Source organism: Affinirhizobium straminoryzae, assembly GCF_007004135.1.
Lineage (GTDB): Bacteria > Pseudomonadota > Alphaproteobacteria > Rhizobiales > Rhizobiaceae > Neorhizobium > Neorhizobium straminoryzae.
This window is the reverse complement of sequence record NZ_VJMG01000065.1, coordinates 15150-29516: the sequence shown is the minus strand read 5'-3', so window position 1 is coordinate 29516 and position 14367 is coordinate 15150. Positions and strand designations below refer to the sequence as shown.

The window sequence follows — 14367 nt, the reverse complement described above, 5'->3', positions numbered from 1 at the left end:
CAAGGCGCGCCGTCAAGCCCGCGCGTCAGATCCGCCTATATGCGCGACACGCAATCCGGCGTGATCGCTGCGCGGCCAGCCTCGCTGCGCGACCACCGCGACGAAGTCCGTCGCGTCTGGGTCCGCTCAGCGGGGCTGGCCATGGACATGCTCCAGAACAGCGGCAAGCTGCGGGGTGCGGCAGACCAGATCATCGCGGACACCGTCGGCGTGGAACTGGCCCTGAACCCGAAACCTGACCTCAGCCGGTTTGGCTATGACGACAAGGAAGCCGTGGATTGGGTGCGTCTCGTCAAGGCCCGGCACAAGGTCTGGGCATGGAACCCGCTGGAGGTTGATCTCCGAGCCAAGCTCAACAACCCGCAACAGACGGACATCGGTATTCGAAACTGGCTGGCCTTTGGCGAGTCCACCGCATTGCTGGTTTATCTCCCGCGTTCGCAGCGGTTGCCTGGCACGCGCACGGGCACGAAGTTCCTGCTGACGACGCCGTCCCGGCTGGTGCAGGACACCAACGAACTGGAGAACCTGTATCAGGGCATCGTCCATGACGACTATGGCAGGCCCATCGCCTACCGCTTCGAGGAGCGGCGTAATAGCCAGACCGTCAAGCGCGATTATGCCGCCTGGGACGCGCAGGGACGGCCCATGGTCATGCACGCATACGATCCCTTTTCGGCCGACGACGTCCGCGGCGTCTCTCCGCTGCTGCCTACCTTCCGGAAGTTCCTGATGGGGGAGAATGCAGATGACGCGACGGCTCAGTTGCTCTTCCTGCAGACGATGTATTCGATCATCCTGAAGAGCGACAAGCCGAGCGCCGAGGCTTTCGAATTCCTGGAGAACATGAAGGATCTGGGCGGAACCGGGGCGGATGGGATTGCATCCGACCTGCTCAATTACTTCAAGGCACAGCTCGATCGGGCGGCGGAAGCGGAAATCCGGCTGGGTCCCGGCGCGGGTGTCAGCCAGCTCGCGCCGGGTGAGGATCTGGAGTTCAAGAACATCACCGGCCTCAGCCCCGATCTGCCGGCGTTTCGCGCGGCAATCGATCGGGAGACCGCGCGCGCTCTGGGCATCTCCTACGGCGGCTATACGCTCGACTACTCCGACGCGACCTATGCCAGCACCAATATGGAGAACAGCGCCCTCTGGCCCCTGGCACAGCGCCGAACGGACCGGATTGCCGCACCGCATGTCCTGCTTCCGTATGGCAGCTGGCTCGACGAGTCGATCGAGGAAGGCGAGATCCCGTTCAAAGGCGGCCTCGAGGCGTACCGCGCCAACCGGGACGCCATCCAATACGCGATCTGCCATGGTCCGTCGAAGCCGACCGCAGACGATGCCAAGCGGGCGAACGCGTCGAGCGAGCGTCTCGCAAACGGCACCTCCACGCTGGAAGCCGAATGCGCCGAGCTGGGGCAGGACCCCGAAGAAGTCTTCGAAAGCCGGGCGCGCTGGCATCGCCGCTACAAGGAGGCGGGCATGCAATCCCCTTTCGAGCGCGGCTTTGGCAGCAAGCCGGCAGCACCCGAGCAAAACGACAATCAGCGTCAGAAGCAGAAGGCGTGAGGAATGGCCAACATCCAGAAAATCGGCGGTGCCTCCGTCGATACGGACGATCCGTGTCAGGTGCTGGCCGCCCTGCGGCTGGTCCGTACCAAGCTCGCCGCAGGCGAAAATGTCGAGGAGTTCTCGATCCAGTCGCCGAGCACCCGCGAAATGGTGCGTTTCACGCCCGCCAAGCCCGCACTGCTGGAGCAGGAAATCCAGCGCTACGAGCGACTATGCGCTGAACACCAGGGCACCCGCACCTGCGGGCGCCGCGCCCAGTTCCGTTTCTAGAAGGATCCCTATCATGACCGTTCTCGTGAACGGCGAACTCGTTCTCTACGGGTTCGTCGGTGAAAGCTATTGGGGCGATGGCTTCACCGCCCGCGAGGTCCTCGACGCCCTGATCCAGCATGGCCGGGACGAGCCGATCACCGTCCGCATCAATTCAGGCGGCGGCTATGTCGACGATGGCATCGCAATCTTCAATGCGCTGAAGGCCCATGCCGGCAAGGTCACCGTGATTGTGGATGCCATGGCCGCGTCGAGCGCTTCGGTCATCGCCATGGCAGGCGACGAACGGCTGATGCGGACCGGCTCCATGATGATGATCCATGACCCGTCCGGCGGTGTCTGGGGCACGGCGGCCGACATGGAAGCCTATGCCAAGGTCATGGAGAAGCATGCCGAGAACCTCGCCTCGATCTACGCCGAGGTGACGGGAAGCGATCCCGCCGACATCCGGACCGACATGAAGGCAGAGCTTTGGATGAACGCCGAAGAGGCCGTCTCGAAGGGCTTCGCCACGGCTCAGGATAAGGCCCGCGCCAAAGCTGCGGCCGCCCACGATTATTCCGTTTACGCCCATGCACCCCAGAAGCTCGTTGCTCTCTCCCAACGCAACGACTGGACCCGGGCACGGGCGCAGATACCGGCAGAGGCGTCCGCCCCTGCAAAACCCAGCATCGACAAGGAGAAAACGATGGCTGACCAGAATGCGGCGGATGTGACCACCGCCGACACCAGCAAGCTGATTGCACAAGCCGTCGCCCAGGCGCTGGCCGACAGCAAGGCGCGGATCAAGGCGATCACGGGCTCAGACGAAGCGAAGGGGCGCGAAGCCCTGGCAGAGCATCTGGCGCACGAAACCGAGATGACCGTCGAAACGGCGCTGGCCGCCTTGAAGGCAGCGCCGGCCGCCTCCACCCAGCCTGCGTCCCAGCAGGCCACCGGTTCCTACGAGCAGCAGCGTCTTGCCGCGGCGAGCCTCGCCATGCCGGGCAGCACACAGCCCACGGGCGGTGCGGGTTCCGATGGCTCCTGGCAGACCGCCGTGGCGCGGGCGAACAAGAAGATGGCAGCCCTGAAGACCGGCCGCTAAACGGAGGGAATGACCCATGACGGTTCTTACGCAAAAGCTCGGCCCGGGCTCCTGCATCATCTCAGAGGCCGCAGACTATTACAGCCGCGACGTGGTCGTCGTCAGCGCCGGCGCAGGCATCACGCTCCCGCCCAATACGGTCCTCGGAAGGATCGCGGCAAGCGGCAAGTACGTACCCTGGAACCCTGCCGCCAATGACGGCAGCCAGACCGTGGCAGCCATCCTGATCTATCCGGTGACCGGTGAACAGGAAGCCACGGTTCTGCGCCGGGTCGCCCAGGTGAAGACCCCTGCCCTCAACTGGTTCTCCGGAGCCACCCTCGCCAACAAGGCAGCCGGGATCGCGGGTCTCGCGACGCTCGGCATCATCGCCCGCTAAGGAGTTTCACCCATGGCAAGCATGGATATTTTCAGGACCGACGCCTTCGGCATGGTGGAGCTTTCCGCCGCAGCAAAGGACATCGACTATGTTCCCCAGACGCTGGGGGCGCTCGGGATCTTCGAGGAAAAGGGCGTGTTCCTGCGCAAGGTCGCCGTGGAAAAGAAGGCCGAAAGCCTTTCGCTGATCGAGACCTCGCCGGATGGTGCCGCACCGCGCAACACCATGCCGACACAGGCGAACATCCGCGATTTCCGCACCCAGCGCCTGGCCGATTCCTTCACGCTCTTCGCCTCGGAAGTCGCGGGGATGCGCGCATGGGGGACGGAAACGGAGCTGCAGGTCGTCATGGACGAATATGCCGAGCGCATGGGGACCTTGCGCGGCAACATGGATCTCACCCACGAGTTTCATCGTCTCGGCGCACTGCAGGGGCTGCTGCTCGATTCTGACGGCACCTCGGTCATCTATGATTACTTTGCCGAGTTCGGGATCGCTCCTGCCCCCACCATCAACTTCCGCCTGAACGTCGAAACCACGGATATTCGCGGGCTTTGCCACCAGGTGACCCGCAGCATGTCGCGCTCGGCCAAGGGCGCCTTCACCACCCGGACGAAGGTGCACGCGCTCGTGGGGGACAACTTCTTCGACGACTTCGTCAATCATCCCAAGGTGGTGCGCACCTATGACGGCTGGGCGGCGGCAGCCGACCTTCGCAACAGCCTCGCCTTCGAGGCTTTCCCCTTCGGCGGCATCCTGTGGCACAACTACCGGGGCACGGATGACAACTCGACCGTCGCGATCGGCGCGGACGAAGCGAGGTTCTTCCCGGTCGGAGCAACCGATGTCTTCAAGAAATTCGTCTCTCCGGCGGACGAATTCGCCCCCTTCGTCAATACGAAGGGCCAGGACGTCTACGCCATGAACATCGCTGACAAGGACCGCCAGTCCTGGGTGAAAGGTGAGCTGTACTCATACCCGCTCTACATGTGCATGAAGCCGCAGTGCCTTCGCAAATCGGTCGGCCGCTGATCCCTCTCAACGCTTGCAGGGCAAAGAGCCCTGCTCATCAGGAGAACGACGATGGCAACATTGATTGCCCGAAATGATGGCGGGCGGCCCCAGGCCATCAGGGTGCATGGCGGCCACACCATCCTGCAGCCCGGCGACCGCCAGCCGGTGACCCCCTGCCCCGACCTCGACGAAAAGCTGATGGCGCACTTTGCTTCCAGGGGTGTCACCTTCTCGACGATCGACGATGCCGAGCAGAGCGAGAACGAGACGGGCATCCGGAAGCCTGCCAGGACGACCCAGTCCACGCGAGCAGGCCAGTCCGCTCGCAAGGCCGCCTCTTCGACTGCCAGCAAGCAGGCGGCCGAAGAGGTGCTTCTGGGCTCCAGCATTCTGCCCGCGCTCATCGAGGTCGCGCCGGAAAGGACGGTCCCGCTCGGAGAAATCGTGGCGCTGGCGCACAAAGTATCCGGACTGTCGGTCGAGGACTGGAACAGCCAGCCCGACGCTGACCGCGAGGCCGCCCTCGCCGCGACCATCGACGGACTGAAAGCAACCCCGCAGCAGGACTGATGTCATGGATCTGGACGCCATCCGTTCGAGCCTTCCGTCGATGACGCGGGAGGCATTGGGGGAACACGTCACCATCCATCCCATGCAGGAAGGAAAGATGGGGGCGGCTGCCGATCCCGGGCGCACCATACTGACCGGCTTTCGGGGTCGCTTCGATATCTCGCCCGAGATCGAGCAGATGGGCGGTGGACGCGAACGGCCTCAGGCTGCCCGGATTGTATCCGCGCATGCCACCATCAGCTTCGCGCTTTCCGACCTCGACAACGTTCCAAGGACGGGAGATGTGATCATCCGGGCACATCCGCAGACGGGCACGCCGGAGCGATATCGCATCCACGGCGATCAGCCTGCGGTTGGTGGCGTCGTCCTGTTTCAGCTGTCGAGGATATCATGAGCCTTGTGCGCCAACTGATCCAGATCGCCCTGGTCGAGGCCTGGCGGGGTCGCACACTGGCGGGGGAGTTCGTCTATGACAGCAAGATCGACCCGCTTGCCGGCTTTCTCGCTGGCCAGCCGGCGCCCATCCTGATCGCCTCTGTCGAAGAAGCCGAGCAGGCCGAGGATGGACAGGCCACGCGGGGCGTGATGGGTCGTCCGGCAAGTCTGACCATCATGGTGCAGACCGGTGTGGCGACAGGGCGCGAGATCCGGGACGAGAACGGTGTGATCGTCCTCGGTGCGATCGGCGAAAGCGATGCCTCCTACGAGGCGATGCTCAACCTGCTGGACTTCCAGTGGCGCTGCGCCCTGCACGATCCGGATAACAGCTGGGCCGTGCTCTTTCGCAGCCTGGTCACGTCGATCGGTACCATCAAGGACGTGCGGGCGACGGATCCCGAAACGGGCAGCAAGCATGCCGCCCGTTTCACCCAATTCAAGGCCGAGGTGCTTCCGGACCCCATGCCCGGAGACACCCTGCCTGATGCGATCGAGGCAGGGCTCACAGCTCTCGAAGCTGATGGAGATCCGGGCTTTGCGCTGATTGCCGCATCATGGCGATTGATGCTGGAGGGCAGTCCGGACCGACCGGATTGGCGCATCCTGCAGTCCGGCCTGTTCACCACAGATGCCGGCATGGCCGCCCTTGGACAAATACCGGCAGCCATCGACACACCCGCCGACGTAGAGCTTTCCATGCCCGGCGCCAAACCTGTGGTCATCAGCCATGATCCGTGAGTTTCTCGCCCTCAGGATGGATGTCGAGGCGCTCAGGAACGCTTTCGGCCGGATGATCACGGTGGGGCCGGTCGAGCATGTGGACGCCGCAAAGGGCTATCGGCTCAAGCTCGGGGAAAATCCGGACGGCAGCCCTTACCTGTCCCCGTGGCTTCCTCATCCCGAAACCGGCAAGACGTCGATCCCACTCGAAAAAGGGCAGATCGTCGGCGTGATCAACCCCGGCGGCGATCCCCGGCAAGGCCTGCTGATCCGCGGGGGATATTCCGAGGATCACGCAAGCCCGAACGACAACATGGCCGCCAACGTCTTCGCGGCGGCCGGCGTGCGGATCTCTGTTGTCGATGGCGTGCTGCATATTCGCGCAGACAGCCACGTCGTCGTCGAAGCGCCATCGGTTTCACTCGGCGGAGAAGGCGGAAAGCCGGTCGCGCGTATCGGCGACCTCGTCGAAGTAAGGTCGGGGTCTTCTGCAGGACGCTGGCCCATCGTTGAAGGCTCATCGGTCGTCAAGGCCGTGGATTGATCAGGAGACAAGCAATGGCAAGACGCAAAGCGGCGGCGCAAGCAGCGCCTGCCGGCGACGACGGACGCACGATCTACGCAGTCGCCAAGGGCGTGGACATGGTCAATGGCCATCCCGTGACGGAGGGAGCCGTTCGCCTCACGACGGCCGAGGCTCTTTATGATCAGGCGCTCGGCCGGATTTCACCCCAGCCCGCCGTGCAAGACGGGACCAGTGATGACCGGGCTTGACCGGCGCACCGGCGCCCGGATCTCCAATCTCGATAGCGCCTATCAGGCGGTCACATTCACGCTCGGCACGCGCATCTCCAGCGTCCCCCTGCTGCGGGAATTCGGCGGAGGGATTGCGGAGCTGCTTGGCCGCGCGATGACGCCGGCCCTTTTTGCCGCGTGGCAGCAGCTGATCGCCACCGCCATTGATCTCTGGGAGCCGCGGTTCAAGGTCCGGCGCATCACCGCGACAGGTTCGATCGATGACATCAGAAACGGTGTGGCGGGCCTTATGATTGAAGTGGACTACCGTCCGAAAGGGCACCTCGGCGACGAAACGGTCGACCGCGTGGTGAGCTTCGGGCTCGGTGTCAACGGAGGAGTGACCCTGCTATGATCTATGCGCCGACGACAATCGATCTGTCGCGCCTTCCGGCTCCGACCGCCATCGAAACGATCTCGCTGGAGCAGCTGGAGAGCGACTACAAGGCGCGCTTTCTGACAGAATGGGCCGCACAGCAGGCAATCGATCCGACGCTTCCGGACTTCACCGAGGCCGATCTTGCCACGCATCCGGCAATCGTGGTGGGGCGCGCCTGGCGCTACCTCCGCAATCTGGATCGCAATCGGGTCAACGACGGGCTGAAGGCGCTTCTGGCGCCTCTCTCAACGGGCAGCAATCTCGATGCGCTGGTGGCCTGCCGCAATATCCAGCGTCGGACCATCGCGCAGGCAACGGACACGGCGGCCGCCATCATGGAAGGCGATAGCGCCCTCCTGCGTCGCTACCTCCTGTCATTTGACACGCCCTGCGCGGGATCGGCTGGTCGATATCTCTACGATGCCTGGACAGCCTGGCCGCAATCCGAGGATCGGACCCTCGGCCTCTGGGACGCGCGCGTGAACGGCTATGCGGTGCACGGGCGTCGCGGTGACACCGATGTGGTGATCATCGGCCCCTTCGGTCGCCTGCCGACCTCCGCCGAGCTGGCGCAGGTGCGGGCTACAGTGACGGCTCCCGATCGAGCGCCGGAGGCAGTGTCCATTTCGGTCATGGCGGCGATCCGCCACGAATATACGGTCTCGCTCGTTCTCGAAGTGCCGGGCTTCGGTCCCTCTGCACAGACCGTTCATGAAGAGGCCATGGTTCGGGTTAGGGCGGCTGCGACAGAGCGTGCGGTCATCGCAGGCGAGATCCCCGAGGGTTTGCTCGCAGGTGCAGCCTATGGCGGTGGCGTCATCCGGGTTCGCGATCTCTCACCCGTTTCGATCGATCCTCAGCCCTACGCGGTCCCGGTGATGACCAGTCTGACGATTGCGATCGAGGTGCGCGCATGAGCGACGTAACGGCGCTCCTGCCCGATAGCGCCGGGCGGTTCGAAAAGGCCATGGCTGCGGGGATGTCGGACGAGCTTCCGGTGCCCTATGCGGACATCATCGATCCCTATCGCACTCCGCCCCGCTTCCTGCCCTGGCTTGCGGCGCATCATTCGGTGGATCTGTGGTTCGATGACTGGTCGCCTGACCGCAAACGGGAAATGATCGCCCAATGTGCCGGCGTATCGAGCCTCTATCCGGCGTCTCCGCTTGGTGCGCTGAAAGGCACCCTGCAGGGCCTGAAGCGCTATCTCGCATTCGTCGACGCGGAGATCGTCGACCGCATCGCCTACCCCGCCCGTTTCACATTTGGCCGGGCGGCGCTCGGACGCACTCCGTTAGGGCATAGACCCTTCGTCGCCCACTACCTCGTCAAGGTCGCGCTGAAGGGCCCGGCCAACCGCTTTCAGATCGGACGCGCATCCCTCGGGCGACAGGCTTTGACGCTGATCGACACGGAGCCTCTGCGACGGGTGAAGACGGCCATGACGATCGCGAAAGCGGCCGAGACCCAATACACCGTGACCTTCGCCTGGCGGCGCGGGATCACCTTCCAGGACAATCTGCCGATCGATGCAGGCCACGTTTTCGGGGGCTTCATCGATCGCGCGCGCCTTGACTGAGGACCTGACATGAAGCGCATCTTGTTCACCGAGGCGGAAATCGCCGAACCGAGCGATTTCCAGAGCATCGGAGCCTTCGCCCAGGAGGCAACCGATGGCATCTGGCTTGATGCCATCGGCTATCCCGCACACTGGGCAGCCTTTACCGTGGCGCGGAAATCGGCTCAGGAAATCACCGTATCGGCTGGCCGCTATGTGGCCGGCGGCGGCGTCTATGAGCATGCCGCTCCACGTGATCTGAACTTGCAGCTACAGATCCCGGCCGCCGCCTCCGACCAACGCTGGGTGGCCATCCTGCTGCGCGGCTCGGAGGTCGAGGAAGCCGCGAACCGGCCCTTCGAAACCTCGGAGGATCCGGAAACCAGCGTGATCGTACAGCGCACGACGCCGAAAACGGTCAAGCGTGTCGTGTCCCTGATCGTCCAGGCGGGCGAGGCAAACCCCGTGCCGGCAAAGCCTGTCGTGGCGCAAACGGACGCCTGCATCTCCTATGTCCTCCTGAAATCCACCGGGGTCGACACCATCGAGCCCGGCAATGAGAGCCGCGTAAAGACGCTGTACGAGGTCGAGGGGCGTGTAACCGCTCTTGAGGTGGATCTGTCGGGCCTGTTCCTGCGCACGGAAACGATCGAAACCCAGATCACCAATATTCAGGGCAGGCTGATCGATATCCCGCGCCCCGAAATCATTCGGCAGATGCAGCGGGATATTGGCGCCACCCGGCTGAAGCTGGACCTGCCGGATACGGCCAGAGCCTATGTGTTCGATCCGGGCCTCATCCCCAACAAGTGGGACCTGGCGCATGCGGACTGGCTCGCCCGTGTCGATGAAGGCGTGCGCTTCGGCTTTGCCGCCAGCGCCCAGGCGCGGCTCGAGGTGCAGGCAGAGGACAATCCCGCGATTGCCTTTCGCGGGCGGCGCATGGTTCCCGCCTTCGACGAGGTGGTGCGGATCGAAAACGCGTCGATCGACGCAAGCGTCAACATCTCGCAACTCGTCCACACGACCACCACAGCCGTGCGCAAGGAGGCAAGCCGGGTCCGTGTCACCTACGGGCCGACACAGGTGGTGTGCGAGAACAAGGCGAACTGGGCAGCGCTCGGTGGCGATGCGCGGGTCGGCCAGATCTTTTCGATCAACGGCGAGACCTTCGAAGTCGTCAGCATCGAGCAGAACTATGGCAGGGGGCATCAGACCTACGGTGTGCGCCAGATCCGGCAGGAAACCTACACGGAAGCTTATTGGGACTATGTGACCGAGGAGATCGGTATCAACGGCTCTGTCTATGCGCAGACCTTCCTCGTTGCGCAGCCGATGCAGATGACCAGCCTGGACCTCCATTTTGCCCGGGTCGGCATCGATGGCGACGTACATGTCTTCATCGTGGAGACGACAAATGCGGGAACGCCCCGTTTTGATGCGGTCCTCGCACAGGGGGTGCTTGCCCATCGCGGCCTGACGGTCGGCTGGAACAGGTGCAGCCTGCCGATCACGCTTCTGGAAAGCGGCCGGCGTTACGCGATCGTGACGGTCACGACCGGTCCGCATGCGTTGTCCATCTCGTCGTCAAACAAGTACACCGGCGGCTCGCTGTTCATCACCACCGACGGTGCATTTGCGCAGGGGTCAACGGAAACCGACCTGTGCTTCCGGATCAACGGAGCGCGCTACCGGAGCCCCCGGACAGTGGTGCCCATGCAGGCACTCACGCTCGCAGACGGCATGACGCAGATTGACCTGCTGTTTGCCGGCTGGGTGCCGGGCGGCTGCCAGCTGGGTTTCGAGATCCGGCCCGCCGGCTCATCGACCTGGACCGAACTCGACGATGGCGATCCGACCAGAAACCCCCTCGTCGGACTGCCGGCAAGCGTCGAGCTGCGGATGGTGATGCTGGGCACGGCCGACCTGCAGCCCATGATCCAGCTGGATGACAAGGCCGTCTCCCGCGTGGCGCGCAACCGCAACAGCATGGTGGGCGTCAGTGCGGAGTTCGCATTCGGCATTTCGACCAGCTCGATCGTGACGCAATTCACGGTCGATGCCTTCGATGCAGCGCGTCACACCTTCAGCCCCCGCATCATGGTGGGCGGGGCCGTGATCACCCCGTCGACGACCGTGGTGACCGTGGACCCGGCCGCTCCTGCAAGGCGCACCTATGTCTCGACCTACGCCCTGGGAGCAGCCACCGGCTCGGCGCGCATGCGCGTTCAGGCCTCCACCAACAACGTCGTCAGCGTCCCCTTCCTGCAGGACGCCTTCATCGCCGCACTTTGAAAGAGGATACCATGACGCTCGATCCATCAGCGACCTACCTGGTCAAGCTGGCGCGACCGGTGAAGCTCGGCCCTTTCACCCATGGTCCGTTGAACGAAATCGAAATGGACGGGGCGACGCTTGCCCGCATTATCGAACAGGAAGGCGAGGAGGCCGTGGATTATGCCCGACCGCTCTGACGACTATCAGCTGCCGTCCTGGCCGCCGACCCCGATCAACCGCGCGCTCTGGAACGGTGCGCTCGGCGATATCGGCGCACGCCTTCGAGCGCGGGAAGCATTGGAAGCGAGCTTCCAGAATCTCATGGATCAAGGCGTGCAGGCCTCGCTCGACTATATCCAGGCGACCGTCGCGCCGCAGATTGCCAATCTGCAGGCGAGCATTTCAACGGCCCAACGGGATCTCGATCAGATCCTGATAGGTGGCGCGTTCCCAAATGCTCTGAAGCTTGGCGGGCAACTGCCATCCTATTACGCTACGCAGCAGGACCTCGCAGCGTTTCAGACCACGATGTCAACCGCTCTCGGTGAAAGGGTTCCCGCAACTCGCACTATCAATGCAAAGGCACTTACAAGCGACATAACCCTGTCGAAGGCTGATGTCGGCCTTGGGCAGGTCGACAATACCCCGGACAGTGCAAAGCCGGTTTCAACACCGCAGAGCCAGGCGCTAGCACTGAAGAAGAACTCCGCCACTCCCTTCGTCGACGTCGCGGCAGCCGCAACCGTCAATCTCGGCGCAGCTGGTTCGCCATCCGTGAATATTACCGGGACGGCTACGATCACCAGCTTCGGCACATCGGCCGCGGATGGGACCGAATACCTGGTGAGGTTCGCAGGCGCGTCCGTCATCACTCACAGCGCAAGTCTGATTCTGCCAGAAGGGGTAAATATTACCGCCTTCACGGGAATGTTGATGTGGGTGAAGAAGGAAGGGGCTTCAACCTGGCGGGTGATCTGGACCAGCAGCCGACTGTCTCAGACAGGTGGCGGAGCCCGGCGCGTGACCTTCGATCTATCTGCGTTGACGGCCGACCGAACGATCACCGTGCCAGACACGCCTGTCGATCTCGGAAGCCTGACAAGAATACCGGGCGTCGCGCAAACCTGGAAGGATATGACCGCCAGCCGGGTGGCCAACACCGTCTACCAGAACACCGAGCCCCGGATCATCAAGGTCGCACCGTCTGCAAGCGGGAGCACTGCAGGCCAAGGTGTCTATGTCGGTGAAACGCCGGCCAGCCGAATTTTCATCACTGAGCTGGGCGGCGGCGGTTACAAGAGTCCGATCGTGGATATCCCTCCGTGGCACTACTACGAATTCCGGACGCCCCAACTTACCTACTGTGCGGAGCTTAGATCGTGACGACAGAATATGGGTGGTACAATCCAGACCCCGATTGGGGGTACTGGCAAACCATAAGCTGGCCCAGCGATGACATCATCGCAACGTACCCGCCGGGAACGGTCCAGATTCCGCTGAAGCCTGGCGCTGCCTACGAGTGGGACGGAACCCGGTGGCTTCCGCCACGTCAGGAGGCTCCGTAAGCTCCTGCTTAGCGCGAGCAAAACCATCGCTCGATAGCGGCGGGATCCGCGGATGTCAGCAAAACCAGTTTTCAGTGCCGCGATCAAAGCACTGGGATTGCTCCACTTCCGGGCGCTCCAGAGCGAATGTGTGGTCATTGAAACGGAGACGCAAACATGACCGACGAAGCGATGAAACTCGCCGCCTTTGCCCAGATGATCAAGGCCCTGCAGCGTGACGCCGCCGAGATCCTCGAGGCCGTAAACGCTGCGGCCACGCATATCGACGAAGGGCACCGCAACAGCGCGGTGGGTGCGCTCTGCGTTCTCGACTTCCACCTGGAGCGGGTGAACGCACTGAAGACCGCGGTCTTGACCCTGCACCGCGTCGAGCCGCTCTGAGAGCGGCCACCTGCCCGAACGAACCCGCCCTTGAGGCGGGTTTTTTTATGCCCGAAATCCGGCGCCTGGAGCAGGCGCACCTGTCTGGAGACAATACGACATGACCGCACCGACCTTCGGCATGCAGTTCTTCCGCCCCACCACCGAAACGACCCCGGCGTCGGGAGCGGACTTCTCAAAGATCCTGGTGATCGAGACCTCCGCGAACGCGTCCAATACCGAATTCCCGGTGGGCGTCCCCAAACGCATCTCCTCTTCGAATGCCGAAGCCGTCCAGGCGCTCGGAAGCGGGCTGCTGGCCGATTGCGTCCGGGGGATCAACGATCAGATGATCAGCCTCAATGCCGGCGCGGACGTGACGGTTTTCCGTGTTGCCGAGGGCGCCAACGCCGCGGCGACTGCAGCCGCCATCGCCGATGTCGTCAAGTCGATCTCCTCGATCCCGAGCGCGGTCAATGCCACGCCCCGCATCGTCCTCGCCGGCCGCACCGCGTGGCGCCCGGACCTGAATACGGTCAATCCCGTGATCGCGGCTCTGGAGGCCAATCTCGGCAAGGTCCTCGCCATCGCTCCGGTGGACGTGGACGACACCTCCGCTGCCAATGCGATCAATGCGCGTCAGACCATGTCCTCGGAGCGCCTGATGCCGATCGGCGTCGCGGCCCGGGTCTATGAGGGGGCTGCAATCGTCACGCGGCCGATGGCGCCGCGCATTGCCGGCCTGATCGCGCGTATCGACAACCAGGGCGACGGGCTTCCCTTCAACCCCTTCGCCAATCAGCCGGTCTATGGCCTGGCGGGTCTGTCGCGCAAGATCCCGTTCTCGCTGCTGGACGGATCGACGGAGGGCCAGCAGCTGCTCGCAGCGAATGTGTCGATCGTGACGGCCGGCGAGACGGGGGTGGATGGTGCGATCGCGGATGGCGGCTTCGTTTTCATCGGGACGGACAACGCCCAGACCGGGGCACTCTGGCAGCAGATCCACCAGGTGCGCGGCACGGACTACATTGTGACGCAGATCATGAACATAACCCGACAGTTCCTCGGCCGCAGCAAGATCACGGCCGACATGGCGGAAAGCTGGATCAATTCCATCGCCTTCGCCCTGAAGGACCACAAGGCGGAAAATCGCATCCTCGGCTACACGCCCAAGGCCGACATGTTCAAGGCATCCAGCAACAGCCCCGAGGAAATCCGCCTCGGCACCCTGAAGCTGGATATCGGGATCGAGCCCGCTCCCGTCTTCAAGCGCGCCGACCACACGATCACCCGCTATCGGCCCGCGGTCGAGGGCCTCGTTGCAGACATCGTCGCACGCTTCGCGCAGGCGTGAGGTTCCGTTTCCACCGCTCGGGGCGC

18 protein-coding genes are annotated in these 14367 nt (G+C 63.6%); all 18 read left to right on the top strand.

Annotation, left to right across the window (positions count from 1 at the left end; genetic code table 11):
* Window positions 1-39: 39 nt before the first annotated feature.
* The 18 genes from FNA46_RS20095 to FNA46_RS20015 all read left to right on the top strand — a co-directional run bounded on the left by FNA46_RS20095 (window position 40) and on the right by FNA46_RS20015 (window position 14341).
* Entirely contained in the window at window positions 40-1572 is a 1533-nt protein-coding gene (locus FNA46_RS20095) for a phage portal protein (protein ID WP_246103232.1), read from the top strand.
* A 3-nt stretch (window positions 1573-1575) separates the two neighbouring features.
* A complete protein-coding gene (locus tag FNA46_RS20090; protein WP_143126993.1) occupies window positions 1576-1845 on the top strand; it encodes a hypothetical protein in 270 nt (89 codons plus the stop codon).
* A gap of 13 nt (window positions 1846-1858) precedes the next feature.
* Window positions 1859-2932 carry a head maturation protease, ClpP-related gene (locus FNA46_RS20085; RefSeq protein WP_143126992.1) on the top strand — a complete coding sequence of 358 codons (1074 nt, stop codon included), beginning with the start codon at window positions 1859-1861 and terminating at the stop codon, window positions 2930-2932.
* A 16-nt stretch (window positions 2933-2948) separates the two neighbouring features.
* On the top strand, window positions 2949-3311 hold the full coding sequence (locus FNA46_RS20080; RefSeq protein ID WP_143126991.1) for a head decoration protein: 363 nt from the start codon (window positions 2949-2951) through the stop codon (window positions 3309-3311).
* A gap of 12 nt (window positions 3312-3323) precedes the next feature.
* Window positions 3324-4343 carry a major capsid protein gene (locus FNA46_RS20075; protein ID WP_143126990.1) on the top strand — a complete coding sequence of 340 codons (1020 nt, stop codon included), beginning with the start codon at window positions 3324-3326 and terminating at the stop codon, window positions 4341-4343.
* Window positions 4344-4394: 51 nt separating this feature from the next.
* Window positions 4395-4895 (top strand): hypothetical protein, encoded by a 501-nt coding sequence (locus FNA46_RS20070; RefSeq protein ID WP_143126989.1) that lies wholly within the window; start codon window positions 4395-4397, stop codon window positions 4893-4895.
* Window positions 4896-4899: 4 nt separating this feature from the next.
* Window positions 4900-5289 carry a hypothetical protein gene (locus FNA46_RS20065; protein ID WP_143126988.1) on the top strand — a complete coding sequence of 130 codons (390 nt, stop codon included), beginning with the start codon at window positions 4900-4902 and terminating at the stop codon, window positions 5287-5289.
* Window positions 5286-6071 (top strand): hypothetical protein, encoded by a 786-nt coding sequence (locus FNA46_RS20060; RefSeq protein WP_143126987.1) that lies wholly within the window; start codon window positions 5286-5288, stop codon window positions 6069-6071. Before FNA46_RS20065 ends, FNA46_RS20060 begins: the two co-directional genes overlap by 4 nt.
* Window positions 6061-6597, top strand: a complete 537-nt coding sequence (locus FNA46_RS20055) for a baseplate assembly protein (RefSeq protein WP_185969927.1) — start codon at window positions 6061-6063, stop codon at window positions 6595-6597. Before FNA46_RS20060 ends, FNA46_RS20055 begins: the two co-directional genes overlap by 11 nt.
* Window positions 6598-6611: 14 nt before the next feature.
* Window positions 6612-6827 (top strand): hypothetical protein, encoded by a 216-nt coding sequence (locus FNA46_RS20050; RefSeq protein WP_143126985.1) that lies wholly within the window; start codon window positions 6612-6614, stop codon window positions 6825-6827.
* Window positions 6814-7203: a GPW/gp25 family protein gene (locus FNA46_RS20045; RefSeq protein WP_143126984.1), complete on the top strand. Its 390-nt coding sequence runs from the start codon at window positions 6814-6816 to the stop codon at window positions 7201-7203. The genes FNA46_RS20050 and FNA46_RS20045 overlap by 14 nt, the downstream gene beginning before the upstream one ends.
* Complete coding sequence (locus FNA46_RS20040) at window positions 7200-8144, top strand: baseplate J/gp47 family protein (protein ID WP_246103230.1); 945 nt, start codon at window positions 7200-7202, stop codon at window positions 8142-8144. The genes FNA46_RS20045 and FNA46_RS20040 overlap by 4 nt, the downstream gene beginning before the upstream one ends.
* Window positions 8141-8806 (top strand): phage tail protein I, encoded by a 666-nt coding sequence (locus FNA46_RS20035; protein WP_143126983.1) that lies wholly within the window; start codon window positions 8141-8143, stop codon window positions 8804-8806. Before FNA46_RS20040 ends, FNA46_RS20035 begins: the two co-directional genes overlap by 4 nt.
* Before the next feature lie 9 nt (window positions 8807-8815).
* Window positions 8816-11080, top strand: coding sequence for a hypothetical protein (locus FNA46_RS20030; RefSeq protein ID WP_143126982.1), 2265 nt, complete (start codon window positions 8816-8818; stop codon window positions 11078-11080).
* An 11-nt stretch (window positions 11081-11091) separates the two neighbouring features.
* On the top strand, window positions 11092-11259 hold the full coding sequence (locus FNA46_RS26175) for a hypothetical protein (protein WP_185969926.1): 168 nt from the start codon (window positions 11092-11094) through the stop codon (window positions 11257-11259).
* On the top strand, window positions 11243-12445 hold the full coding sequence (locus FNA46_RS20025; protein ID WP_143126981.1) for a hypothetical protein: 1203 nt from the start codon (window positions 11243-11245) through the stop codon (window positions 12443-12445). The genes FNA46_RS26175 and FNA46_RS20025 overlap by 17 nt, the downstream gene beginning before the upstream one ends.
* Window positions 12446-12783: 338 nt before the next feature.
* Window positions 12784-13008, top strand: a complete 225-nt coding sequence (locus tag FNA46_RS20020) for a hypothetical protein (protein ID WP_143126980.1) — start codon at window positions 12784-12786, stop codon at window positions 13006-13008.
* Window positions 13009-13108: 100 nt separating this feature from the next.
* Entirely contained in the window at window positions 13109-14341 is a 1233-nt protein-coding gene (locus FNA46_RS20015) for a phage tail sheath protein (protein ID WP_143126979.1), read from the top strand.
* Window positions 14342-14367 lie beyond the last annotated feature (26 nt).